Raw genomic sequence first — 24,196 nt, 5'->3', positions numbered from 1 at the left:
GTTTATGCATGAGAAGAAATACAAATGGTATAAAATAGCTGATGCATTAAGAGAACTTCAATTCGGAGAAAATAATATTTTGCAGATTGAGGTTGGAGGGAAAAAGATTTGTGTTGTAAAAACTTTAAATGGTATTGCTGCCTGTGCAGCAAAGTGCCCTCATGCAGGGGGCAATATGTCTGAAGGTTTTCTCGATAAAAATGGAAATATTGTTTGCCCGGTACATCGTTATGCATTCAATTTTAATAATGGAAGAGATGTAACAGGCGAAGGATATTATTTAAAAATTTATCCTGTTGAAATAAAGGAAGCCGGTATTTTTTTGGGAATAGAAGAAGGAGGATTATTTAGTTGGTTAAAATAGTTTTAAATCAATTTTTGTAACATATTAAAAATAGCTATTTTTGCCACCCGTTTTACGGATTTATTCTTAATAGATATTCCTCCTTAGCTCAGTTGGTTAGAGCATCTGACTGTTAATCAGAGGGTCTCAGGTTCAAGTCCTGAAGGGGGAGCTCTGACAAGTAGTAGCAAGGGTTCCATTGAGTTGAAACCCTTTTGTTTTATAGGTGGTGCAATAAAAAGTGCAATAAAGTAAAGGATGTTGAGTAGATTAGACTCATTTTGTGAGTTTAAAGTTCTTCTTGTTTTTCCATTTTTTTTACCGATTCAACAACAGAGTTGACTGTCTCATTTTGCATTTCAACTAAGCGAAAGAGTTCTTCCATTGATAATTCTGGAAGTATATATTGAAAGATTTGGCATTGTATCACCTTATCGGTTGGCATTGTAAACGATGAATATTCTGCAAGTAGGGTTTGGTCAAGTATCGTTTTTTCGCAAATGGTATTCGCCATACGTGAAAATGAATTGTAGGCATCTAGGACGGCGGAATAATATGCAATTAACACTTCAGATTTATCTTCATTCAATATTTTTCCGGCAATTTTATCTCCGTCAAGCTTTTCAGCGGCTTTAAAACTTTTGTCTAATAATTCCTTCCATATAACCACATCCGCTTTAAATTTCTGATCACTGAAAAAGTAAGGTTGTTTCTTTACATCCATAATGAAATCAATATAGGGAAATTAAATTGCACAACTCTATACAGCTTATGTCCCAATATGAGTAAGATCTAAAACTCTTTCTTATTATTAATAAACCTAATAATAGATGCATATACCATCATTCCAATTACTGTCCAAAGGCACAGTTGTAAATCAGGAAATATATCTATTATGATTTGCATTAGGTTATAAGAAAAGTTCCATTTAATCAAAATTAGATTCATTCATTCACCCAGTCCCTAATCCTAGGGTGAAGAAAATCGTTGCCTAAAAGTAGGTTGAAGGTTTAAAAGTAACTGGGACAGGTTTATTACAATGTCTGTAACACACGCTAGCAGTTACTTTCAAGCTATTTCGGCGAAATATTTAACAACGCAGACAAATGTAGATAATAACTTTAGTATGAATTGGCTAAAAATTTTAGTAATTGTGTAATAGGTGCGGAGGCAGTAATAAAAGTACTAAGGCAGGGGTACCCTGCATATTTATCAATGGAACTGAATCAGGTCCTTTATCTCATTTTCATTCTTACTGGTTAGAATTGATGTTTTTGTTATGATGTGGGCAAATCAACTGTAAATGCAGGAAAGGTGAGTAGTGATAAATCCATTTTCATTTTGCCGGGTTGTTTCTTAGGAAATTTAAGACCTATCCAATAAAAAGAAAACCCCTACCATTTAAGGTAGGGATTTGTGGGTGTGTTGAACAGAGGTAAGCAATGAATAAACGATAACTTATCTTTCTTATTTTATCCTTTTTTTAAAAGTTGATAAAATTTAATAAGTATGCAGAATTTAACTTGGTTATATGAAACCCCACCATGAATGGTAAACCACAGAATCAATAAAATTTTTTAATTCTTTTTCCTGTTTTTCGGGTTTATTGATGGGCATCCAACCGGCTTTACTTTGTTTTCCCATTTCATATTCCACCTGTCCATCTACAATAAGTGCAGTTCTATTTTTATCTTGTTATCGGCACGTTGCGCTTCAATTGTATGCAGGCCACAGATGGCATCATTAAGGGCAAATCCTTGAACACCTGCCAATCCCTTTACCCTATAATTTTTGTCTTTAGCAAAAGCTATAATCTTTTGGATTGTTTCATCAAATTTTTCTTCAATGTTACTTTTCATATTTTTTGATTTTTGCTGTAAGAGTGTTTTTAAATATTTCCTGAGATTCATTTGTAGTTTGGCTAAAAAATGAATCATGCCCCGGCATATCGTCTGGTAAATTGTCACCCAGTTGGTCTAATAATTTTTCATCTTCACGTTCAGCCTTCCGAATCAATTTCGGAAGGTGATTGAGTATCTTGGCCAATTCATCACCATAAGAGACACCGGCAAGTTTCTAGGCATAGGAAGTAATTCATTCAAGGGCATTCACTCAGTCGGGGCACATGGGGATATTAGGAATAATGTTGTTGATAGTACCGGATTCAACGGGATTGCAAACCAACAGGCGAAGGAACATGATTGGGATTGAGTTTGAGCTAAATTCCCTACTCTTTTATTTATAATTACCCGCACTGTTTCTATGAATAAAGTACTGATAATAGACGATGAAGAAAAACCAAGAAACTTGTTAACCGGCTATTGAAGTTAGAGGGGTTCATGTAAACAAGTGAATCCACCGATCGTAACAATGAATTCACATGTTTAGAAAGAGGTTAGTAGAAGCTTTGAAAAAAGCTGATAAATTAAAGTTATGGCTGCTTATTCTTCAACAGGTAAAGATCTGATTTACTGGCCGATACCTCCGGAGCTGTTTAATCTTTTATTTTCATCTTCGGCTGCTGCCTTTCTCTGCCTGGCTGCTTTTACAAGGTTATTACCAAATCTGTAAGAAAAATTTATTTTTAATTGCTGACTCTCAAAATGCCCGCTTGCCTCCAGGTGGCTTCCTCCGTAATCACTTATTCCTTTCCAGTGTAACGTATTTAAAACGTCAGTAAAACTTACTTTGATTGTACCCGTGCCTTTAAATAATTTTTGTTGCACTCCTACATCCACAGATCCTATTGCAGAGCTTTTAAACGTGCCGCCCCAAACGGAAGGCGTATTGTAAAAACCCGAAAGCTCGAAGGTTGGTCCTTTCTTTATACTAAAACTCTGTTGTGTATAAATTGATAATGCATCTACGTTTACATTAATTTTTTTACCAATACCAAAATTTGCCAGGTAAGCCGAGTGGTATGCATTTAAAGTTGCAAAAGAGCTCCACCATTTGGTAATAGTTACAGGAGCGCTAAAGTTTAAGCTGAAAATATTTTGTTGCGCAAGATTCTTCTGAGTAATAAAACTTTTGTTTTGCACCGTATCGATAATTTGGGCAAAATAATCTTTAATATGACTGTAACTTATGGAGGTAACATACTTGTACAAAAAGGTATGAGATAATTGAAAGCTATTGGTGTATTGAGGATTTAAAAATGCATTCCCCTTACGATAAGTCAGTTCATCCAGTTTGTCTTCAAACGGATTCAGATCCTGATAACCCGGACGGTCTATGCGCCTGCTGTAGTTTAAATTAAAAGTGTTCTTTTCATTCAGCTTATAGGTTATTGCGCCACTGGGAAAAAAGTCGGTATAATTTCTTTTTACAGTATTATCGGGTTGTGATACATTACTTATCAAATCGCCTTCACTCTTGGTATTTTCCATACGAACCCCTGCCTGTATGGTTGTTTTTTTGCTTAATGACCTGTTGTAATTAACGTAAAGTGCTTTTACATTTTCATCATAATTAAATTTATTACTCCGGCCCATATCTTTCACTGGTATGCCGCCATTTACGTTATAAAAATCAAAAGTATTCTTTGTTTTTACATCCGTTAATTTTCCTCCAAATCCCAACTTGCCTTTATAGAAAGGTTGTTCATAATCGATTTTCGCGGTATAGATATCAATATTGGTGGGTGTGTTGTTGCTGTAAATTTTTTCGTCTAATAACGCGTTTGTAAAAGGATCCCTGTAATAATTAGGTTGATAACTACTTCCCCGGCGTCTGAAGTTTACCAAATCTGCGTCTACATCTAACGTTCTTCCGGAGGTATCAGCAAAGTGATAATTGATATTATAATCTACATTGTTCCTATCGCCCGGCAGATCATTGCTTGCATATAAAATTCTGTTGGGAGTGCCGGTACTATTTGGACTTATAACGGTGTTGCTGTTTGTATTGGAAGTGCTGTTATTAAAATTTGCCGTTACCATTACTCCGATAATATTTTTAGTGTTTATGGAATAATCTATACCTGCTTTTACGTTGTTACTTTTATTATTATTCAGATTAATACTGTGCTGGTCGTAGGTACTGTCATTTTGGACTCTGTACAAGTTGAATATGTTTCTGTAGTGCCCATAGTTATTACTGTAATTGCTGAAAATGTTTATTTTTTTATTACGGTAATTTAAGCTTAATGAATTATTATATTTTGGTGTATGGCCAAATGTAACTCCTGTTGCGAAGTTTCCATTAGCACCATAATTTTTATTCTTTTTCAAACGAATATTAATAATACCAGCATTGCCCGATGCATCATATTTTGCCGAGGGATTGGTTATCATTTCAATGGATTCAATATCTGCAGAATTTACTGAGCGCAGATAAGCGGCGAGATCAGCACCGGACATTTGTGACGGCTTACCATCAATATAAATTTTTACACCGTTTTTACCCTGCATAGAAATATTATCATCTTTATCTGTGGTAACGCCAGGCGATTTTTGCAAAAGCTCAAACGCATTACTCCCTGTAGCATTGATGCTGTTTTCTACATTAAAAACGGTTTTATCTGCCCTCACTTCAATCATAGGTTTTTTTGCCTGGATGGTAACTCCTGAAAGCGCTTTGCTGATTCGTGTTAATGTTACTGTAGGGCTATTAAAATCCTGGCCGTCTGTTATAGTAAATATTGGAGACGAATTTTTTTCGTATCCAACTGATGTTGCAGAAATAAAATAGCTTCCCGGTTTTAATGATATCATTTTAAAAATGCCACTGCTATTAGTTACAGCACTCTTAATCAGGGAGGAATCTTTAGCTTTCAATAAAACAACTGTAGCAGATGAAAGGGGACTATTATTTTCTCCTGCAATTTTGCCCGAAACCTGGGTATTATTTTGTGCAAGTAAACCTTGAGCAGAAAAAACAAGTATAATTAATGTTGTTATTAGTTTCATAATCGACGTTACGTTTTAGTAGGATTAATAATTTGGGGCACAAAAATATTTTTAATATTGGCCCGCAAAAGAAGTATATAGATGAATTGGAAGTTTCACTGTGTGAACGGTAAAAATAAAGACGTGAAAGTGCTTAAGGCAACAATTTAGCTATAAAAAAATATTCAATGCATCAATTAAAGAATAAGATTGTTGAAAATATTTTACTTTAAAGTAGCTCTTATTCAATGGTTGCTCCGCCAAAATAACTATGCAGAACTTTTGGTAATTCGATTTCCCGGTTGGTTTGTTTGTTCTCCAGCAAAGCAGCAACTATTCTTGGTAATGCTAACGAAGAGCCGTTTAAAGTATGAACAAGTTGTGTTTTACCTTCTGAGTTTCGGCCTGCCTGCAAGGAGGGTTTAAACCGAATCTTCATGCGGTTACTTTGAAAACTTTCGAAATTACTTACTGAGCTTACTTCCAGCCATTTTTGCTGGGCAGCACTATACACTTCAAAATCGTAAGTGAGTGCAGATGCAAAGCTCATATCGCCGCCGCATAGACGAAGAATGCGGTAAGGAAGCTCAAGACTTTGTAAAAGCTTTTCTACATGGCTTACCATCTCTTCCAACACTTCATAGCTTTTATCGGGGTGAACAAGCTGTACTATTTCAACTTTATCAAACTGGTGTAAACGATTTAGCCCACGCACATCTTTACCATAGCTTCCCGCTTCTCTTCTAAAGCAGGGTGTGTAAGCTGTCATCTTTAAAGGCAATTCATTTTCATTTACAATTTCATCCCGGTAAATATTAGTAACGGGAACTTCAGCCGTAGGAATCAGGTAAAAATTATCTGCATTGGCAAAATACATTTGTCCTTCTTTATCCGGCAACTGGCCTGTTCCGTAAGCGCTGGCTTCATTCACCATTAAGGGCGGTTGATATTCTGTGTAACCAGCGGCCGTATTATAATCTAAGAAATATTGTATAAGTGCCCGTTGCAGCTTTGCGCCCTTGTTTTTATAAAAAGGAAAACCGCTGCCGGTTACTTTATTACCTAATTCAAAATTGATGAGATCATATTTTTTTGCCAGTTCCCAATGGGGTACCGCTTCTTTACCAAGTAGTGGTTTTTCCCCACCTTCTCTTACCACTTCGTTTTCTTCAGGAGTTTTTCCTTTTGGTACAGAAGCATGAGGAAGGTTGGGTATTTTTATTAATTCATTACGGAGATTCTCTTCAACCGCTGATAATTTTTCATTGACAGGTTGTAAAGCAGATTTTAACGTTGCTACCTCAGTTTTTTTTTCTTCAGCTAAATCGTTTTTACCAGCCGCCATCAACTGGCCAATATCTTTTGAAGCAGTATTTATTTTAGATTGTGTTTCATCAAATTCAAATTGAATTTTTTTTCTTTCATCATCCAGTTCAATAATCCGGTCAACAAGAGATACCTGTGAAAAATTTTTTACCGCTAGTCTTTCTAAAACTTCTTCTTTATTTTTTTTAATAAAATTTACCTGTAACATTTTCTAATTTTCTAAAATTGAATTGCGCAAATATAATGAGACTTCACTGCACCGGTTTTGTTTTAAACTTCTTATTACACAGAAAAGTATCGGGGCATATTTTTTGATTTAATTTTGGCTATGCAAAATGCGAAAGACGATCTGCAGTCACGCTGGTGGAAACTGGAAGAAAAATTCATGGATAAGTTTGGGAAGAAACCCGATGTTGAAGCGATTCTGTTTTTAATAGGTGTACAAGAAGTAAGAAATCTTAAGAAAAAATTTTCAAAAGAACAAAAGCAGGATCTTATGCATGTGGCTGTATGTTCGTTGCTCGCTCAAAGCGGGTACTATAAAATTGAAAGCTACGATGAAGAAGGCTGGCCTCATTTTCAACAGTTAAAATCATTGCCACAATACAATATAGTCGAACAGGAAAATTTTCTTAAAGATCATATATTACTTTACTTTGAAGACGTCAATAATTCCTTCGCTGAATTTTAAAAAACCATGAGAAATATATTTTATATAGTAATCTTAATTTTGATTGCGTCTTGCTCTGCTTCTAAAAAAGCATCAGTTAAGGAAGCATCAGAACAAAAAGTAATGATTACCACGGATTATGGAACGATGGTTTTAAAATTGTATAACAAAACGCCATTGCATCGCGATAATTTTATAAAATTAATTAAGCAACATTTTTACGATAGCCTTTTATTTCACCGGGTTATTAAAGGCTTTATGATACAGGGCGGAGATCCTGAAAGTAAGTATGCTAAGCAGGGGCAGTTACTGGGCGAAGGCTCACCAAAATACACAATCCCAGCAGAGTTTGATAGCTCATTATTTCATAAAAAAGGCGCACTGGCTGCAGCAAGAGAAGCAGACGCGGACAATCCGCAAAAACGAAGCAGTTCGACCCAATTTTATATTGTTGATGGGAAAAGATATAACGATGCCCAAATGGATAAAATGGAAGAAAAAGTCCATATTAAAATTCCCGAAAACCATCGGGTTGTTTACAGAACAATAGGAGGCGACCCTTTCCTCGACATGAACTATACAGTTTTTGGCGAAGTTATAAGTGGCCTCGACGTAATTGATAAAATTGCTGAGGCCTCAACTGATGAAAATAGCAGGCCTCTTAAAAATATAAGAATGAAAATAACCTTACTAAAATGATTCATTAACCGGAAAATATTAATTTGCGACGCATTTAATTTTATTAATAATAAAAAAGTTATATGACCTTTCCCGAAAATCTACGTTATACAAAAGATCATGAATGGGTATCACTTGACGGCGACACTGCCACCGTTGGCATTACAGACTTTGCGCAACACGAATTGGGCGATATCGTGTATGTAGAAATAGAAACTAAGGGAAAATCCCTCGCCGCAGAAGCAATCTTTGGAACCGTTGAAGCTGTAAAAACAGTAAGTGATTTATTTCTTCCCGTTTCCGGAACCATTACAGAAATAAATCCGCTTCTGGAAAGCGAACCGGAAAAAGTCAATTCCGATCCTTATGGCGAAGGATGGATGATAAAAATGAAAGTGGATAATGTGGATGACGTGAATAAACTTATGAATGCTGAAACTTACCAGAAAGTTGTGGCTTAATATGACGTTACAAAAAATTTCTATAAAAAAATTCCTGCCAGGCATTGCCTGGTTTTTTGTTGTGCTTGTGCTTACTTGTATGCCCGGAAAAGATGTGCCCCAGATAGGCTGGCTCGATGGAATTTATTTTGATAAATGGGTACATGCCGGGATGTTTGGTGGACTCACATTTTTATTTTGCTGGCCTTTTTATAAATCAGATTTTTCGGCACAAAAAAGACTACACTATTTTATAAAGATTGCGTTAGCGGCCAGCATGTGGGGATTAGCTATTGAATTTATTCAAAAATACTTTGTAATAAGCCGGGACTTTGACCTCCTTGATTGGGCTGCCGATTCATTTGGAGTATTGCTGGCATTTTTGCTTTGTAAGAAGTGGTTTGTAAAAAGTTCTCACAAAAATGCGTGATTAAGGAGTACATTTTAACCTCATTCTTGCAGCCTAAGTTTTAAATTAATACATTTGCTTTATGGAAAATGTTGAAAACATGGAATACAATACTACCCGAAACCATCTTATAATAAGGGAGTACGGTCGTCATATACAAAAAATGGTTGAGTACGTTTTAACCCTGGAAGACAGGGAAAAGCGTCAAAAGAATGCTTATGCACTTATTGAGCTGATGGGATTTTTAAATCCACATTTAAAAAACGTAGAAGATTTCCGTCACAAGCTATGGGATCATCTTTTTTTAATAAGCGATTTTAAACTGGATGTTGATAGTCCTTATCCCATACCTACACGAGAAACTTTAAAAGCCAAACCGCAGCAATTAGCTTATCCAAAGAGATATCCGAGATATAATCATCTTGGAAAAAATATTGAAATAGTTATTGATAAAGCTTTAAAAGAAGAAGATAGCGAAAAGCGCCAGGGATTTGCTAATGCTATTGCTTATTATATGAAGCTTACTTATAGCAACTGGCATAAGGAACTGGTGCATGATGATAACATTCAAACTGAACTTAGCGCTATTACAAAAGGAGAACTTGAATTCAACAATCGTCCGTTTATTAAACACAGGGTTGACACCAGCCGTGAAGAATTTGTAAGTAATGTGGGAAAATACCGTAAAAATTTTGGTGGCCGTAACCGTAGTCAGGGAAGAGATAACCAGGGCGGTGGCGGAAGAGATAATCGCAGCAACCGTAATAAGTTTTCTAAAAAAAGATATTAACCTACTTTTATTAAATAAAAAATAAGTTTGCAACCCGGCTTTTTTATATTGCCGGGTTTTATTTTTGTTTTCCTTAAAGAAAAAATAAATTGTAATGGGTTTATTTGAAGTTACAGGTGGGAAAAAATTAAAAGGTGAAATAACACCACAAGGTGCTAAGAATGAAGCGCTGCAGGTAATTTCTGCAGTATTGCTGTCTGCTGAAAAAATTACTATTCACAACATACCTGATATTATTGATGTAAACCTGCAAATTGAACTACTTGAAGGGTTAGGAGTAGCGGTGGAAAGAATTAACCGGCATACCTGCATTTTTGATGCAGCCAATATAAATATTGATTACCTCGCATCGCCGGTTTTTAGAAAAATGACCGGGCGTTTACGCGGCAGCGTTATGCTGGCGGGGCCAATGCTGGCAAGGTTTAAAAGAGCATACGTTCCAAAACCGGGCGGAGATAAAATCGGGCGTAGAAGATTAGATACGCATATTATTGGATTTCAAAAACTCGGTGCTGAATTTGCCTATGACGATGATGCCTCGTTTTTTCTATTAAAAACTTTGCAACTTAAAGGAACGGATATGCTGCTTGATGAACCAAGCGTAACCGGAACTGCTAATATTATCATGGCCGCGGTGATGGCTACAGGCACAACTACTATTTACAACGCAGCGTGCGAACCATACATACAACAGCTTTGTAAAATGTTGAGTAGTATGGGCGCCAAAATTTCCGGTATCGCCAGTAATATGATCGTTATTGAAGGGGTAAGGGAATTGCATGGAACTACACATACCATCCTTCCTGATATGATTGAAGTCGGTTCTTTTATTGGATTGGCGGCCATGACACAGAGTGATATTTTAATAAAAAATGCCGGCATCAATCATTTAGGAATTATACCGGAGAAATTTCAGCAACTTGGAATTCAAATGAATTTTATTGGGGATGACATCCATATTCCTGAACAGGAGATTTATGAAGCGCAGACATTTTTAGATGGATCCGTTCTTACTATTTCCGATCACCCGTGGCCGGGATTTACACCAGATTTGCTGAGCATAGTGCTGGTTGTTGCTACCCAAGCAAAGGGAAGCGTTCTTATTCATCAAAAAATGTTTGAGAGCCGCTTATTTTTTGTAGATAAAATTATTGAAATGGGCGCGCACATAGTTTTGTGCGATCCACATAGAGCTGTGGTAATTGGAATTGAAAGAAAATATCAATTAAAAGGAATACAGATGAGCAGCCCCGATATAAGAGCGGGCGTTGCATTGCTGATTGCAGCTTTAAGTGCAGAAGGGAAAAGTGTAATACAGAATATTGAACAAATTGACAGAGGCTATCAAAATATTGATGAAAGACTGAGACAGCTGGGAGCCCGGATTGTAAGGCAATAAGCACATCATAAGTCAATTAAAGGTGACTGTGCTATTTGCATTAACCTTGTAAAAAATGGATAAAAAATATAATAAACTCATCCTCATTACCGCTCCTTCAGGAGCCGGTAAAACTTCTATCGTAAAATATTTGATGACAAAATTTTCACAGTTGGCTTTCTCCGTGTCGGCAACAACCAGACAGCCACGTGATAATGAAAAGGACGGTGAAGATTATTATTTTATTTCTGAAAGTGATTTCAGAGAAAAAATTCATCATAAAGAATTTCTTGAATGGGAAATGGTTTACGAAGGAAAATATTACGGCACCTTAAAGTCTGAAATTGAACGCATCTGGCAATTGAAAAAAGTTCCCGTACTTGATATAGATGTACAGGGTGCCATCCATGTGCAACAGCAATATCCTGTAAATACTATTGCAATTTTCATACAGGCTCCTTCTTCTGAAGAATTAAGAAAAAGGCTCCAGGGACGTGGCTCAGAAACTGAAGAATCGTTGCAGGCCCGGGTAGATAAATCTTCTTTTGAAATGACGTTTAAAAATCATTTTGAAAATGTAATCGTTAATAAAGATTTTACAACTGCCTGTTTAGAAGCTGAAAATATAGTTTCAACATTTTTGGAGAAAGAGTAATTTATAACAAGGGTTCGTTTTCATTTTTATATTTTTGTTATATGGACTGGATAACGTTGATTGCTATTGCAGCATCTTTAATTCTTATCGGTTTTTTTGCGGGAATAGAAATTGCCTTTGTTTCTGTAAGCAAGCTATCAATTGAATTAAGAAAAAAACAAGGAAGCTATCCTGGCAGAACATGGGCAGGATTTATGGAAAACCCTACCCGTTTTATAGGTACTACTCTTATAGCATTAAATATTTTAACAGTAATATATGGTCTACTCTGGAGTAACATACTAAACAGTGTATGGAAATACTGGGGTATTGAAAACCCTTTTATAAAGCTGACTGCTGAAACAATTATCTCAACCATATTGCTATTATTTGTTGAGTTTATTTTTAAAGCATTTTTTCGTGCGACAAATAACGAGGTAACAGGCAGTAGCATTATCACGTTTATTGTAAAGTTTTTTTACTCGATGTTTGCATGGGTTGCTTCCTATTTTGTAAATGTTGCCGAGTGGATGCTTAAATATATTTTTAATGTAAAGCTCAAGAATAAGAACGACGCGTTTACTAAAATTGACCTGGAACATTTTATTCAGCAGAGTAAGATGAACGATACGGACGATAATGAAGAAATGAATAATGAATTATTCGAAAATGTTTTGTCGTTATCAGATATAAAAGTAAGAGAATGTCTTATTCCGCGAAAAGAAATTGAATCAATTAATATTAATGTTTCACTTCCAGAAGTAAAGGCTCGTTTTATAGAAACCAAGCTGAGCAAGCTGGTTGTGTACGAGGGTAATATTGACAACATACAGGGTTATATTCACCAGCTTGACATGTTTAGAAATCCTCAAAGCCTCAGATCGGTGTTACTTCCAATACCAACCATTCCTGAGAGTATGAGCGCCACTGATCTTATTGATAAATTCAGTAAAGAGCGTAAAAGTATTGCATGGGTAATCGATGAGTTTGGCGGCACTGCAGGCATTGTAACAATGGAAGATTTGCTGGAAGAGATTTTTGGCGACATCAGGGACGAGTATGATGTTAATGAAGAATTTGTTGATAAACAGATTTCGGCAAACGAATATATTTTGAGTGGCCGGCTGGAACTAGATTACCTCATTGAAAAGTATAAAATGGAGTTCCGGAAAAATGAAGAAACTGAAACGCTCTCTGGTTATATTATCAGTCAACACGAATCTATTCCGCGGCAGAAAGACCGTATAATAATCGACGATTACCAGTTTGATATTTTAAGTGTTAGCGAAACACGTATAGAAACGGTAAAGCTTAAAGTATTAAGATAATGTTCTCCAGGGCTCTCCTAATGATTTCATCATTTAACCTTATCGGTAGTCTATAAAATATTACCTCCTCAATGGTTATTGCAATTAATATAAAAGTTACCGGGAAAAACGAATTAGAAGAAAACGAAAATTTTGCTTTTGAAACCGTCGGCAGAATTATAAAGCTGCATCCTGAGCATAGGTTTGTTTTAATTTCCGAGAATGCATTAAATGATCGGTTAACACCTTCTAAAAAAGTAATCAATGTAGCTATCGGTATGCAAAAGAAAAGTGCGGCCCTTCGTTATTTATGGTATAATATTAAAATTCCTGCAGTATTAAGAAAATACAAGGCTGATGTTTTAATCAGTTACGATGGAATTGCTTCACTTTTCACCAACGTGCATCAATGTGTCTTCATTAATGAGCTTGCATTTATTCACCAGGCATCATCTGTAAAAAAAGATGATTTATTATTTTATAAAACATTTTTACGACGAAGTATAAAAAAATCTAAAACGGTTATTACTGTCTCAGAATTTTGCAAAACCGATTTGATTATGCAATACAAAACAACTGCTGATAAAATAGAAGTTGTGTATGAAGGGATCAATGAAAATTTTAAAGAAATTAGTTACGAAGAAAGGGAACAAGTGAAGGCTAAATATACCGACGGGAATGAATATTTTGTTTATACAGGAGAAATTGGTTCTGATAAAAATCTGCTTAATTTATTGAAAGCATTTTCAGCATTTAAAAAAAGACAGAAAAGTAGCATGCAACTATTAATTGCAGGAAAGCGGGGATGGAAATACGAGGAATTTTTTGAAAGCGTGCGTTTATTTAAATTTAAGAATGATGTAAAAATTTTGAAAGACCTGCCTACTGGAGAACTTGCGAAAACAACTGCGGCGGCTTATGCTTTGGTACAACCTTCGCTCTATGAGAGCTTTGCAACACAACCATTGGAAGCAATGAAAAGCGGTGTTCCTGTTATCGCTTCTTCAACCGGTGCTTTGTCTGAAATATGCGGTGACGCTGCGTTGTATGCCGATACAAAAAATTTTAAAGAGATTGCTGTAAAAATGATGTTGCTATTTAAAGATGAAAATTTAAAAAAAGAATTGATTGAAAAAGGAAAAGTTCGGGCGGAAAAATTTAGCTGGGAAATCACATCAGACCTCATTTGGAAAAATGTTCAAAAAATTATTTCATAGAAAAATTTTCAAACTATTTTATTAATATCATTTTTATTGAACCCTTCAATAGTATTAATTTGCACCCTTTATGACAGAATCAAATATAAATATCACCGTTCAGTTGGACGCCGAAAAAGTTCCTCAACAAATAACATGGACTGCCAGTGGAAGCACTGCTGATACTCCTCAAAAAGCAAAAGCAATGTTCATAGCCTTTTGGGATGCTATTGATAAATCTGCATTGCGCATTGATCTTTGGACAAAAGATATGATGGTGGATGAAATGGCTGATTTTTATTTCCAGGTATTCACAACTATGGCCGAAACTTTTCAAAGAGCCACTAAATATGATGTGTTAAGCAATGACATGAAGACTTTTGCCCTTGAATTTCATAAAAAATTTATTGAGCTGGAAAAGGAAAAGAATAAATAAAAAAATATCATTCGTGTAGTTACAAAAGGAAACATTATTTATTAAATTTTAAATTGAATCTAAAATGAGTTTAGAAGAAAAAGTAATGGCCGACTTAAAAAGTGCAATGCTTGCAAAGGATGAAAAATCCTTGAGGTCTTTGCGTGCAATTAAGGCTGCAATTATTAACCTTAAAACTTCAGAAGGATTTAGCGGTGAGATTAAAAATGACGATGAAATAAAATTGCTTCAGAAGTTAGTGAAGCAACGGAAAGAATCTTTAGAAATTTATGACAAGCAAAACCGCGAGGATCTTGCTGAAAAAGAAAAAGAAGAAATTGAAGTAATAGAAAAATTTTTGCCAAAGCAAATGAGCGAGGAAGAATTGCGGGAAGTTATTGCTACTATTATAAAAGAAACCGGCGCAACTTCACAAGCCGATATGGGTAAAGTAATGGGCATGGCCAATAAGCAACTTGGCGGTAAAGCAGATGGAAAAACCATTGCAGCTATTGTAAAAGAAATTCTTGCCTCAAAGTAATTTTAATTGCGTTGCCCCGCTGAATTCTTTAGTTCGTAACATCATACTTTATAAATGAAAATGATTTTATGGTAATCGATGTTGCATTTATATTGGTAATGATTGTTGCTATATTTAAAGGGCTAAGTAAAGGATTTATAGTAGGTATTTTTTCTTTGCTGGCTTTTATAATAGGGCTTGCTGCGGCGTTAAAACTTTCCGCAGTTGTTGCCGAATACTTAAGTAAAAATGTTACATCAGCTACCAAATGGTTACCCTTCATTTCGTTCCTTTTAGTTTTTATTGTGGTAATTTTACTGGTAAGTTTAGGCGCAAGGCTAATAAAAAAAACTATTGACCTTGCGATGTTGGGGTGGTTGGACCGGTTAGGAGGCATGGTTCTTTTTATTATCATTTATACAATAATATTTAGTGTAATATTATTTTTTGCTGAAAAGATTTTGGTGTTAAAACCAGATGTAATTGAGAGTTCTTTTGTTTATAAATATGTATCTCCCTGGGGACCAAAAGTGATTAATAATCTTGGCAGGATCATACCTTTTTTTAAGGATATGTTCTTGCAATTAGAAAGTTTTTTTGGAAGCCTGGTACAAAAATCTGCCTAATTAAATGATGTTCAAATATTATTTCGTTATTTTTTTGCATAGAAACATTTATTTTAGCATTATATAGCTGCATGTAAAACCACAAATTCGCCAGAGCGCATCAATGGAATATAATATTCAACAAGACGGTAAGTTTAAATTTATTGAAGAGGGAGAAGGTGAACCTCTTGTCTTATTACATGGGCTTTTTGGGGCTTTGAGCAATTTTGAACATCTCATTGAATATTTCAGAAAGACCAATAAGGTTATTGTACCAATGCTTCCCCTTTTTGAGCTTGATTTATTGCATACTACTGTTGGTGGCCTTCAAAAATTTGTTTATAAATTTATTGAGACCCGCGATTATAACAAAATTCACCTGTTAGGTAATTCATTAGGAGGCCACGTAGCGCTTGTTTATATTTTAAAACATCCGGAGCGTATAAAGTCGCTTATTCTTACCGGGAGTTCAGGCCTTTTTGAGAACGGCATGGGCGATAGTTATCCGAAGCGCGGAGACAAAGAATATATCAGGAAAAAAACACAGCTTACTTTTTATGATCCCGCAATGGCAACTGAAGAATTGGTGAACGAATGTTTTGAAATAACCAACAACAGGATTAAAGTTATTAAAATAATTTCATTGGCTAAGTCTGCCATTCGCAATAATCTTGGCGAAGAAATAAGCCAGATAAAACAGCCAACCTGTTTAATTTGGGGGAATAATGATACTATTACTCCACCATTTGTTGCCAAGGAATTTCACAAGCTAATTCCAAACAGTGAGCTTCATTTTATTGATAAATGCGGGCATGCACCCATGATGGAAGTTCCTGATGAGTTTAACAAAATACTAAGTGGATTTATTTCAAAATTAAAGGTGCCTGCTGCAACAGTTCACTAGTTTTTTTTGTCTGTATAATATCGATCTTTATTTTCTGACATTTTAATGAAGTCAATATCATGTTAGCGCAAGAGCTCATTAATACTATTTTGCCACAATTGCAATTGACTGACACGGTTTCAAAAGCTTTGCAGTTAATGAGTGATTTTAAAATGACTCACTTACCTGTCGTATCCGAAGAAAAATACCTTGGGATGATTAGCGAAGATGATTTATTGGATGAAGAAAATAAAAAAATTCCAATTGAGTTTTTTCAAAATGATTTTATCCCAGCATCAGTTAATTCTAATAAGCATTTTTTAGATGCGGTTACAATAAGCAATCAATACCATACAAATGTAATTCCTGTGGTTACTGAAACCAACGAGTTTGTAGGAACTATTGCGGGACAGCAATTACTCGCTGCCTTAGGAAATTTTTCCGGGGCAAACGAACCGGGTGCTGTTATTGTACTCGAAATGGAACGCAGTAATTTTTCAATTTCTGAAATAAGCAGGATTGTTGAAAGTGATGGCGCAGTAATTCTTCATTTAAATATTACCATTAAACCTGATACTTCTTTAATACAAATTACTATTCACCTTAATAAAAAGGAAATTTCTGTGATTATTGCAGCTTTTGAGAGATATGAATATACAATCTCTTACTACTCCGGTGAACAATTGTTTGAAAATGAAATTGACAACAATTACCGGCACCTTATGAATTATCTTGACATATAAAGAATCAATTACTTCCATCAATTATAAATTATAATTTACTGTAACCCTGCGTAGAGCAAGGTGTTGCCAATCTAAATTGCTGCCAATTATCCTAAGCTTCAAATACAGTTAAAACGGTTAAATCAAAAGGGTTTATTTTTACATAGGTAGTTTATCATTTAACAGGTTACGTACAAGAATTTTGGTAAAAAACATGAGGATAGCAATTTATAGTCGTGGATTAGAGGCCAGACAGCAGGAAGGCCTTAAATTACTACTTGCGGAGTTAGCTTATTATAAAATTGAACCTGTTGTATTCCAGAATTTTTTTAACCAGTTTTATTCTTCAATTGATATATCCAATAAATATTCAACATTTAATTGTCCGGAAGATCTTGAAGACATTGACTTTCTCATAAGTCTTGGAGGAGATGGCACTTTATTGGACGCAATAACATTTGTTGGAGATAAAGGCATTCCCGTTTTGGGAATAAATTACGGACGCCTTGGTTTCCTGGCAAGCATTGGTAAAGATGAATTACATATTGCGGTAAAGGCATTAGTACAACGTACTTTTATGAACGATAAAAGAACATTGCTTCACCTGGACGCAAATATGCCGTTATTTAACGGTGTAGCGTATGCGCTAAATGAATTTACAATTCATAAGAAAGATACCTCGCCTATGATTAAAATTCATACCTACTTAAATGGTGAATTTTTAAATACGTATTGGGCCGATGGCCTCATTGTATCTACGCCCACAGGTTCCACGGGATATTCATTAAGTTGTAACGGACCTGTGGTTTTTCCAGAGTCTGCGAGTTTTGTTATAACCCCGGTTTCGCCACACAATTTAAATATAAGGCCACTCGTTGTTCCTGATAATACAGTTCTTTCTTTTGAAGTAGAAGGACGAACCGATGGGTTTTTGTGTACACTGGATAGCCGGCGTGAAATAGTTACAAAAGAAGTATTGCTGGCAATACGCAAAGAAACTTTTAATATAAACCTGGTACGCCTTAACGAAAATAATTTTTTGCAAACATTGCGCAACAAATTATCGTGGGGGCTTGATAAAAGAAATTAATGGCAAATTTTTAACTTGTGTATGTAATGAAAAGAGTGTTTCTTCGTTTTAGCAACTATGTTTAATACAATTATTTGGCACCCGTTATGAAAAATTTTTTGGTAACCCTCGTAATTATTACTTTGTTTCAGACTAAAGTGAGCGCACAATATGAAATTGTTCAGGAAGGGGAATATGGCATAACGGTAGGCGCCGCACATTATTTTGGAGATCTCAATAACCGGGCAGCAATTAACCGACCTAAAATTGCGTTAGGTGGTTTTTTTAGAAAGCAATTAAATAATTATGCAGGTATTCGATTAACTGCACATTTTGCCAAACTTGGGTACAGCGATCAATATAGCCAAAATGAATACCAGCGCCGCAGAAATCTTAGTTTTAATACCAATATTTTTGAAATTGCTTTAAGGGGAGATTTTAATTTTTTCAAATTTGTTCCTTCAGACCCGCAACATAGTTTTACTCCGTACGCTACAGTGGGAGTGGGCGTATTTAGCTATGATCCCTATGCTTACCTGGCCGGCCAAAAATATTATTTACGGCCATTAAATACAGAAGGTGAAACTTTTTATAAAGGAAGGAAAGCTTATGGAACTATGGCAGTTTGTATCCCGATTGGCTTTGGTGTTAAATATGCTGTAACTGATAAAGTAAATATTTCTTTCGAAATTGCCCACCGTTTTACAACAACAGATTATATTGATGATGTTAGTACAACGTACGTAGGTATTGATAAATTTCCGATATCGTCTGTTGCTGCGCAGCTCCAGGACAGGTCTTATGAACTCGGTACTCCTATTGGAGTTGAAGGCCGGCAACGTGGATTTAGCAAACAAAAAGACCAATATGCAATCGCAGAGATTGGTATCTCTTTTAATTTAACTTCTTATCGCTGCCCTACCGCACGCTGATTTGTTAATCGCTTTATTCCTTAAAAATTCTCGAAGGTTCTTCAGTGTGAAAAATCTTTTCTTATTTGTATTTATCGGCATTTATAAACACATCATATAAATGAAATAAGAAAGATTAACTACTCTGAGGTTTGAACTATTTCCTTATTTTTGCCACCCAAGTCAGGCCCCCTTTCGCCTGACTTGGTTATTTTAAAACAATATGAGCCTGAAAGAAAAATTAGATGTTGAAAAGCTGCCAAGGCACATTGCCATAATTATGGATGGAAATGGAAGATGGGCAAAAGAAAAAGGACAGGAAAGGTTATTCGGCCATTATAGCGGAGTAGAAAGTGTTAGAAACATTGTTGAGGGATGCGCTGAGTTAGGCATTGGGTATCTTACGCTTTATGCGTTTAGTACCGAAAACTGGGACAGGCCGCAAGACGAAGTGACTGGTCTAATGGAACTCTTAGTTCAAACTATAAAACAGGAGGTATCCACACTTAATAAAAATAATATCAAATTGCATGTTATTGGCAATATAAAAATGTTGCCCGCGGCCGCAAGAAACGAACTTGAAGAAGCATGTGATGCTACAAAAAATAATACAGGCCTCAACCTCATAATGGCCTTAAGCTACAGCAGCCGTTGGGAAATTATTGAAGCTGTAAAAAATATTGCTGTTGAAGTTAAAAATAATATGCTTGAGCCTGGAGATATAAATCATGATGTTTTTAATCAACATTTATGTACGGCTGACTTTCCGGATCCTGAACTGATGATCAGAACAAGCGGAGAATTTCGTATCAGCAATTTTTTATTATATCAACTTGCCTATAGTGAATTGTATTTTACCGATACGCTTTGGCCGGACTTTAGAAAGGAAAATTTATATGAAGCAATATTCAGTTTCCAGAACCGGGAAAGGCGATTTGGTAAAACAAGCGAACAACTTTAATATTTCATCTATTCATTTACCTATTTTTTTAATCATCCTCAACCCCTTATAATATGGGGGATTTAACAAATACTTTTAATTAATTGATTTTATCTTGCCGCCTTATAAAAAAAGATTTGATGCCTAAAATCTACAAGATTTTATTCTTAGTAGTTGTAGCTATTACTGCCAAAACAAATGTCACTGCACAGGTTGCTAATGATTCTGTTCCTACTTCAGTAAATGTACCGCTTGAAAATATTTTCAACGCAAAAACACCTAAGGAATATGTGATATCTGATATTAAAGTAACGGGAACCTCCTTTGATCCAAACCTTATTATTTCTATTTCTGGCTTGGCTGTTGGCGATAAAGTAAAAATACCGGGTGGCGATAATTTTTCCAGGGCAATTTCCAATTTGTGGAAGCAAAATCTTGTGTCGGATGTACAAATTTATTTTACCAACCTTGTAGGTGATAAGTTATCCGTTGAGATAAATATAACTGACAGGCCGAGCCTTACGAATTTTAAATTTAAAGGAGTAAGTAAAAGCGAAGCTGACGATCTAACCCCAAAACTTGGGCTTGCAAAAGGGAAAGTAACCCGTGTTACTGAAAACCTTAAGACAACTGCAGCCACAGTTATAAAGAAATTTTATGTAGATAAAGGATTTAGAAACGTAGATGTAAAAGTGAATGAAACGAAAGATCCTAAGAATGCAAATGCAGTAAATATTGTATTTGTAGTTAACAAGAATGCAAAGGTTCACATCAAAGATATCTACTTTGCTGGCAACGAATCTGTAAGTGCGCTCCGGCTGAAAAAACAAATGAAAGGCACTAAGGAAATGAGCAGGTTTACCTTGTTTCCAACATCGGTAGGTAATGTTTTTGATTCTGGCAAAACCAATAGAATTTCTTTTAATGGGTATTTGCGTACTAATGGTTATTTAATTCCTTCCAAAACAAAGGAAGTGCTCGATCCATACTTCCGTTTTAAATTAAGCTCTGCAAAGTTTAATGAAAAGAAATACCTGGAAGATAAAGGGCACGTTTTAGATTATTACAATTCATTAGGTTTTAGGGATGCTATTATTGAAGGTGATACCACTTACAATGATCATGGGGATCTTGATGTTGCAATAAAACTTAAAGAAGGTCACCGGTATTATTTTGGAAACATAACATGGAAAGGAAACACAAAGTATTCAGATTCATTATTAAGCCTTTTACTCGGAATAAAAAAGGGAGATATTTATAATGCGGAAACACTAAATAAGAAATTAGGAAAAGAGCCATCGGCAGAGGGTGGTGACATCAGTAGTCTTTACCAGGATGATGGTTATTTGTTTTTTAGAATAGATCCTGTAGAGACAGCCGTTTATAATGATACCATTGACCACGAAATACGCATTGTAGAAGGACCACAGGCAACAATAGGCAAAGTAACTATTACCGGGAATGATAAAACCAAGGATTACGTTATACGCCGCGAACTCCGCACAGTTCCTGGCGATAAATTCAGCCGCGAGCTTATTATAAGGACACAAAGGGAACTATCGCAACTTGGTTATTTTAATCCTGAAAAAATTAATCCGGGTATTGTACCTAATACGGAAGAAGGAACAGTGGATATAAACTGGGGTCTTGAAGAAAAATCTTCTGACCAGTTAGAACTTTCCGCAGGATTTGGTGGTGGAATTGGATTAACAGGAACGTTAGGCGTAACCTTTAATAACTTTTCTATTTATAATATATTTAATAAAAAGAGCTGGGATCCTTTACCAAGTGGCGACGGACAAAAATTAAGCTTAAGAGGCCAGAGTAATGGAAAGCAATTCCGCTCTTATAATTTTTCATTTACTGAACCATGGCTTGGTGGTAAAAAGAGAAACTCCTTTACCATAAGTTACTACGATACCAAATACGCAAATGCATATAACCCGCTTACAGGCTATTATGATCGTTCTTATGGCGATTCTTCTTTTATTAAAACAACTGGGTTTAGCGTGGCGCTTGGTAAACAATTGAAATGGCCAGACGATTATTTTTCTCTTGTTTATCAGCTAGACTATCAACGTTACAAGCTTAAGAATTATAATATTTTCCCTGGGTTAACGAACGGAATTTCCAACAATTTCAGTTTGAAAATAACTTTAGCCCGTAACTCTGCAGGCCCTAATCCAATCTTCCCAACCAGTGGTTCTAATTTTGTATTGAGCGGACAGTTTACACCACCATATTCTTTCTTTCATAGCGCAGAGTTTTATCAAAACCAGGCAAAAGCAGATCAATACAAACTGGTGGAATTTCATAAAGAGCGTTTTAACGCAGAGTGGTATGTCCCGATTGGAAAAGGCAGGGGACCAGATAAAAACAAGCAATTTATTTTGAAAGCTGCGGCTAAATATGGTTTCCTTGGTCGTTATACTAATAAAACAATTACTTCACCATTCGAAAGATTTCAATTGGGAGATGCGGGCTTAAGTAATAATTACGGGCTGCTCGGGTACGATATTATTGCACACAGGGGATACCCAGTTTATGATAATTCTGATCCAAAGGTTAATCCTGATATTAGTACAGCAAGTAACTTTTTCACTATTTTTAATAAATATACGCTGGAGATGAGGTATCCTTTTAGTACGAGTGCAAGCAGTACTATTTTTGGAGAAGCTTTTTTTGAAGCAGCAAACGGATGGTATAGTTTTAAAGATTACAATCCTTTTAAATTACGCAGATCAGTGGGCGTTGGTATGCGTTTCTTTTTGCCCATGTTTGGTTTACTTGGGTTTGATTATGGTATAGGTTTAGACAGGCTAAATTCTACCACAGGATTAAAAGGAGCTGCTAAGTTTACATTTATGCTGGGCCAGGAGCCTGAATAATACATTCATTAAATTATTAGTTATGAAAAAAATATTAATCATATTTATATCATGCCTGGTATTCAGTGCTGGCCTATCCGCTCAACGTTATGCAGTTATTGATTCAAAATATATTCTTGAAAAACTGCCTGAGTACAAGGCTGCCCAGGAAAAGTTAGATCAGTTTAGTGCGCAATGGCAACAGGAAATAGATCAAAAATCAGCAGCGCTTGATAAAATGTATAAAGATTATGATGCAGAAAAGGTAATGCTGAGTGATGATCTTAAGAAAAAAAGAGAAGATCAGTTATTTAATGCAGATAAAGACCTTAAGGATCTTCAAAGAAAAAGATTTGGATATGAAGGTGATATCTTTAAAAAACGCCAGGAATTAATAAAACCAATACAGGACAGAGTTTACAACGCAGTTCAAAAACTGGCAGTCTCAAAATTATATGATTTTATTTTGGACAAAAGTGAAGGAATTACCGTTATATTTGCCGACCCAAAACTTGACAAGAGCGATGATGTTCTAAGAGAGTTGGGTGTTAAATAAAAGCGAAAGCACCATAATGGTGCATCTTAATTTACAATTTTAAACACTTTATTAAAAACAAATATTAAACACAAAAATGAAAAAGTTCGTTACAGTCGTTTTAATTTCAGTAGGACTATTTGGATTTTCCAATATTGTAAATGCTCAAAAAATTGGTTATATAAGTGCTGATGAAATTATACAATTAATGCCTGAGGCAGCAACCGTTCAAACACAACTGGACGAATACCAGCAATCACTTTATAAAAATGCAGATGACCAGAAGAACGCCTTACAAGAGGCCGTTCAAAAATTTTATAAAGATTCCGCTACTATGAGTCCCAGCTTAAAAGAAGTGAAGAGAACCGATCTTCAAAAGCAGGTGGCTGATATAAGTGGTATGGATCAAAAAATTCAGAACCAATTTGAACAGAAACGCCAGGAACTTTCTTTACCTATACAAAAGAAATTACAAGTTGCTATTGAAGAAGTTGCCAAAGAAAATGGATATACTTACATCTTTCCAAGAGAAGCTTTAATTTATATGCCCCCAAGTAGTGACATTGGTCCCTTAGTGAGAAAGAAACTTGGTTTAAAAGAACCGGCGGCGGGAAATCCGGGGCTCCCCAAAAAATAAAATAATTGAATAATTTTTGCAAGCCATCCATT

26 protein-coding genes and 1 tRNA gene are annotated in these 24,196 nt (G+C 35.5%); 23 read left to right on the top strand and 4 right to left on the bottom strand.

The annotated features are described in order from the left end of the window. Positions 1–4: 4 nt before the first annotated feature. Positions 5–364 carry a Rieske (2Fe-2S) protein gene (locus FW778_RS07735; protein ID WP_150414024.1) on the top strand — a complete coding sequence of 120 codons (360 nt, stop codon included), beginning with the start codon at positions 5–7 and terminating at the stop codon, positions 362–364. Positions 365–441: 77 nt separating this feature from the next. Next, positions 442–515 (top strand) — tRNA-Asn (locus FW778_RS07730). Positions 516–632: 117 nt separating this feature from the next. Here the strand turns inward: FW778_RS07730 and FW778_RS07725 are convergent. Together FW778_RS07725 and FW778_RS07720 are read right to left on the bottom strand one after the other, a co-directional pair. After that, positions 633–1,067 carry a hypothetical protein gene (locus tag FW778_RS07725; protein ID WP_150414023.1) on the bottom strand — a complete coding sequence of 145 codons (435 nt, stop codon included), beginning with the start codon at positions 1,065–1,067 and terminating at the stop codon, positions 633–635. 940 nt (positions 1,068–2,007) lie between these two features. Continuing rightward, positions 2,008–2,202: a hypothetical protein gene (locus FW778_RS07720; protein ID WP_150414022.1), complete on the bottom strand. Its 195-nt coding sequence runs from the start codon at positions 2,200–2,202 to the stop codon at positions 2,008–2,010. A gap of 166 nt (positions 2,203–2,368) precedes the next feature. Between FW778_RS07720 and FW778_RS07715 the strand changes: the two genes are divergently transcribed. Then, the gene (locus tag FW778_RS07715) at positions 2,369–2,554 is read left to right on the top strand and encodes a hypothetical protein (RefSeq protein ID WP_150414021.1); all 186 of its coding nucleotides are present in this window, start codon (positions 2,369–2,371) and stop codon (positions 2,552–2,554) included. Positions 2,555–2,811: 257 nt separating this feature from the next. Here FW778_RS07715 and FW778_RS07710 read toward each other — a convergent pair whose 3' ends face one another. Both FW778_RS07710 and serS read right to left on the bottom strand, forming a co-directional pair. Further along, a complete protein-coding gene (locus FW778_RS07710; RefSeq protein ID WP_150414020.1) occupies positions 2,812–5,253 on the bottom strand; it encodes a TonB-dependent receptor in 2,442 nt (813 codons plus the stop codon). A gap of 220 nt (positions 5,254–5,473) precedes the next feature. Next, entirely contained in the window at positions 5,474–6,766 is a 1,293-nt protein-coding gene (gene serS, locus FW778_RS07705) for a serine--tRNA ligase (RefSeq protein WP_150414019.1), read from the bottom strand. A gap of 120 nt (positions 6,767–6,886) precedes the next feature. Here serS and FW778_RS07700 point away from each other — a divergent pair, with 120 nt between their 5' ends. The 20 genes from FW778_RS07700 (at position 6,887) to FW778_RS07605 (ending at position 24,164) form a co-directional block, all read left to right on the top strand. After that, entirely contained in the window at positions 6,887–7,249 is a 363-nt protein-coding gene (locus tag FW778_RS07700; protein ID WP_150414018.1) for a hypothetical protein, read from the top strand. Positions 7,250–7,255: 6 nt separating this feature from the next. Next, on the top strand, positions 7,256–7,927 hold the full coding sequence (locus FW778_RS07695) for a peptidylprolyl isomerase (protein WP_150414017.1): 672 nt from the start codon (positions 7,256–7,258) through the stop codon (positions 7,925–7,927). A 62-nt stretch (positions 7,928–7,989) separates the two neighbouring features. Then, positions 7,990–8,367 (top strand): glycine cleavage system protein GcvH, encoded by a 378-nt coding sequence (gene gcvH / locus FW778_RS07690; protein WP_150414016.1) that lies wholly within the window; start codon positions 7,990–7,992, stop codon positions 8,365–8,367. Then, on the top strand, positions 8,336–8,776 hold the full coding sequence (locus FW778_RS07685; protein ID WP_150414015.1) for a VanZ family protein: 441 nt from the start codon (positions 8,336–8,338) through the stop codon (positions 8,774–8,776). The genes gcvH and FW778_RS07685 overlap by 32 nt, the downstream gene beginning before the upstream one ends. 61 nt (positions 8,777–8,837) lie before the next feature. Next, complete coding sequence (locus FW778_RS07680; protein ID WP_235906136.1) at positions 8,838–9,545, top strand: DUF4290 domain-containing protein; 708 nt, start codon at positions 8,838–8,840, stop codon at positions 9,543–9,545. A 94-nt stretch (positions 9,546–9,639) separates the two neighbouring features. Next, entirely contained in the window at positions 9,640–10,944 is a 1,305-nt protein-coding gene (gene murA, locus FW778_RS07675; RefSeq protein ID WP_150414014.1) for a UDP-N-acetylglucosamine 1-carboxyvinyltransferase, read from the top strand. 55 nt (positions 10,945–10,999) lie between these two features. Next, positions 11,000–11,578: a guanylate kinase gene (gene gmk / locus FW778_RS07670; RefSeq protein ID WP_150414013.1), complete on the top strand. Its 579-nt coding sequence runs from the start codon at positions 11,000–11,002 to the stop codon at positions 11,576–11,578. Positions 11,579–11,619: 41 nt separating this feature from the next. Continuing rightward, a complete protein-coding gene (locus tag FW778_RS07665) occupies positions 11,620–12,885 on the top strand; it encodes a hemolysin family protein (RefSeq protein WP_150414012.1) in 1,266 nt (421 codons plus the stop codon). A 71-nt stretch (positions 12,886–12,956) separates the two neighbouring features. Continuing rightward, the gene (locus tag FW778_RS07660; RefSeq protein WP_150414011.1) at positions 12,957–14,081 is read left to right on the top strand and encodes a glycosyltransferase family 4 protein; all 1,125 of its coding nucleotides are present in this window, start codon (positions 12,957–12,959) and stop codon (positions 14,079–14,081) included. Positions 14,082–14,151: 70 nt separating this feature from the next. Continuing rightward, positions 14,152–14,496, top strand: a complete 345-nt coding sequence (gldC, locus tag FW778_RS07655) for a gliding motility protein GldC (RefSeq protein ID WP_150414010.1) — start codon at positions 14,152–14,154, stop codon at positions 14,494–14,496. Positions 14,497–14,560: 64 nt separating this feature from the next. Beyond that, a complete protein-coding gene (locus FW778_RS07650) occupies positions 14,561–15,016 on the top strand; it encodes a GatB/YqeY domain-containing protein (protein WP_150414009.1) in 456 nt (151 codons plus the stop codon). A gap of 68 nt (positions 15,017–15,084) precedes the next feature. Next, positions 15,085–15,621 (top strand): CvpA family protein, encoded by a 537-nt coding sequence (locus FW778_RS07645; RefSeq protein ID WP_150414008.1) that lies wholly within the window; start codon positions 15,085–15,087, stop codon positions 15,619–15,621. A gap of 103 nt (positions 15,622–15,724) precedes the next feature. Next, positions 15,725–16,504 (top strand): alpha/beta fold hydrolase, encoded by a 780-nt coding sequence (locus FW778_RS07640; protein ID WP_150414007.1) that lies wholly within the window; start codon positions 15,725–15,727, stop codon positions 16,502–16,504. Positions 16,505–16,563: 59 nt separating this feature from the next. Beyond that, positions 16,564–17,226, top strand: a complete 663-nt coding sequence (locus FW778_RS07635) for a CBS domain-containing protein (protein ID WP_150414006.1) — start codon at positions 16,564–16,566, stop codon at positions 17,224–17,226. 193 nt (positions 17,227–17,419) lie between these two features. Next, on the top strand, positions 17,420–18,295 hold the full coding sequence (locus FW778_RS07630) for an NAD kinase (RefSeq protein WP_150414005.1): 876 nt from the start codon (positions 17,420–17,422) through the stop codon (positions 18,293–18,295). 86 nt (positions 18,296–18,381) lie between these two features. Further along, positions 18,382–19,206: a type IX secretion system protein PorG gene (gene porG / locus FW778_RS07625; protein WP_150414004.1), complete on the top strand. Its 825-nt coding sequence runs from the start codon at positions 18,382–18,384 to the stop codon at positions 19,204–19,206. A 202-nt stretch (positions 19,207–19,408) separates the two neighbouring features. After that, positions 19,409–20,146 carry an isoprenyl transferase gene (locus FW778_RS07620; RefSeq protein WP_150414003.1) on the top strand — a complete coding sequence of 246 codons (738 nt, stop codon included), beginning with the start codon at positions 19,409–19,411 and terminating at the stop codon, positions 20,144–20,146. A gap of 119 nt (positions 20,147–20,265) precedes the next feature. After that, a complete protein-coding gene (locus FW778_RS07615) occupies positions 20,266–23,013 on the top strand; it encodes a BamA/OMP85 family outer membrane protein (protein ID WP_150414002.1) in 2,748 nt (915 codons plus the stop codon). A gap of 22 nt (positions 23,014–23,035) precedes the next feature. Beyond that, positions 23,036–23,548, top strand: coding sequence for an OmpH family outer membrane protein (locus tag FW778_RS07610; RefSeq protein WP_150414001.1), 513 nt, complete (start codon positions 23,036–23,038; stop codon positions 23,546–23,548). A gap of 76 nt (positions 23,549–23,624) precedes the next feature. Then, positions 23,625–24,164: an OmpH family outer membrane protein gene (locus FW778_RS07605; protein ID WP_150414000.1), complete on the top strand. Its 540-nt coding sequence runs from the start codon at positions 23,625–23,627 to the stop codon at positions 24,162–24,164. Positions 24,165–24,196 lie beyond the last annotated feature (32 nt).

Source organism: Ginsengibacter hankyongi, assembly GCF_008710285.1.
Lineage (GTDB): Bacteria > Bacteroidota > Bacteroidia > Chitinophagales > Chitinophagaceae > Ginsengibacter > Ginsengibacter hankyongi.
This window is presented reverse-complemented; position numbering and strand designations above follow the sequence as displayed.

What these genes read in the sequence shown, in the direction of transcription:
- FW778_RS07735 (WP_150414024.1), top strand. Translation starts at nt 5, where the DNA reads ATGCATGAGAAGAAATACAAATGGTATAAAATAGCTGATGCATTAAGA.
- FW778_RS07725 (WP_150414023.1), bottom strand. Translation starts at nt 1,067, where the DNA reads ATGGATGTAAAGAAACAACCTTACTTTTTCAGTGATCAGAAATTTAAA.
- FW778_RS07720 (WP_150414022.1), bottom strand. Translation starts at nt 2,202, where the DNA reads ATGAAAAGTAACATTGAAGAAAAATTTGATGAAACAATCCAAAAGATT.
- FW778_RS07710 (WP_150414020.1), bottom strand. Translation starts at nt 5,253, where the DNA reads ATGAAACTAATAACAACATTAATTATACTTGTTTTTTCTGCTCAAGGT.
- serS (WP_150414019.1), bottom strand. Translation starts at nt 6,766, where the DNA reads ATGTTACAGGTAAATTTTATTAAAAAAAATAAAGAAGAAGTTTTAGAA.
- FW778_RS07700 (WP_150414018.1), top strand. Translation starts at nt 6,887, where the DNA reads ATGCAAAATGCGAAAGACGATCTGCAGTCACGCTGGTGGAAACTGGAA.
- FW778_RS07695 (WP_150414017.1), top strand. Translation starts at nt 7,256, where the DNA reads ATGAGAAATATATTTTATATAGTAATCTTAATTTTGATTGCGTCTTGC.
- gcvH (WP_150414016.1), top strand. Translation starts at nt 7,990, where the DNA reads ATGACCTTTCCCGAAAATCTACGTTATACAAAAGATCATGAATGGGTA.
- FW778_RS07685 (WP_150414015.1), top strand. Translation starts at nt 8,336, where the DNA reads ATGCTGAAACTTACCAGAAAGTTGTGGCTTAATATGACGTTACAAAAA.
- FW778_RS07680 (WP_235906136.1), top strand. Translation starts at nt 8,838, where the DNA reads ATGGAAAATGTTGAAAACATGGAATACAATACTACCCGAAACCATCTT.
- murA (WP_150414014.1), top strand. Translation starts at nt 9,640, where the DNA reads ATGGGTTTATTTGAAGTTACAGGTGGGAAAAAATTAAAAGGTGAAATA.
- gmk (WP_150414013.1), top strand. Translation starts at nt 11,000, where the DNA reads ATGGATAAAAAATATAATAAACTCATCCTCATTACCGCTCCTTCAGGA.
- FW778_RS07665 (WP_150414012.1), top strand. Translation starts at nt 11,620, where the DNA reads ATGGACTGGATAACGTTGATTGCTATTGCAGCATCTTTAATTCTTATC.
- FW778_RS07660 (WP_150414011.1), top strand. Translation starts at nt 12,957, where the DNA reads ATGGTTATTGCAATTAATATAAAAGTTACCGGGAAAAACGAATTAGAA.
- gldC (WP_150414010.1), top strand. Translation starts at nt 14,152, where the DNA reads ATGACAGAATCAAATATAAATATCACCGTTCAGTTGGACGCCGAAAAA.
- FW778_RS07650 (WP_150414009.1), top strand. Translation starts at nt 14,561, where the DNA reads ATGAGTTTAGAAGAAAAAGTAATGGCCGACTTAAAAAGTGCAATGCTT.
- FW778_RS07645 (WP_150414008.1), top strand. Translation starts at nt 15,085, where the DNA reads ATGGTAATCGATGTTGCATTTATATTGGTAATGATTGTTGCTATATTT.
- FW778_RS07640 (WP_150414007.1), top strand. Translation starts at nt 15,725, where the DNA reads ATGGAATATAATATTCAACAAGACGGTAAGTTTAAATTTATTGAAGAG.
- FW778_RS07635 (WP_150414006.1), top strand. Translation starts at nt 16,564, where the DNA reads ATGTTAGCGCAAGAGCTCATTAATACTATTTTGCCACAATTGCAATTG.
- FW778_RS07630 (WP_150414005.1), top strand. Translation starts at nt 17,420, where the DNA reads ATGAGGATAGCAATTTATAGTCGTGGATTAGAGGCCAGACAGCAGGAA.
- porG (WP_150414004.1), top strand. Translation starts at nt 18,382, where the DNA reads ATGAAAAATTTTTTGGTAACCCTCGTAATTATTACTTTGTTTCAGACT.
- FW778_RS07620 (WP_150414003.1), top strand. Translation starts at nt 19,409, where the DNA reads ATGAGCCTGAAAGAAAAATTAGATGTTGAAAAGCTGCCAAGGCACATT.
- FW778_RS07615 (WP_150414002.1), top strand. Translation starts at nt 20,266, where the DNA reads ATGCCTAAAATCTACAAGATTTTATTCTTAGTAGTTGTAGCTATTACT.
- FW778_RS07610 (WP_150414001.1), top strand. Translation starts at nt 23,036, where the DNA reads ATGAAAAAAATATTAATCATATTTATATCATGCCTGGTATTCAGTGCT.
- FW778_RS07605 (WP_150414000.1), top strand. Translation starts at nt 23,625, where the DNA reads ATGAAAAAGTTCGTTACAGTCGTTTTAATTTCAGTAGGACTATTTGGA.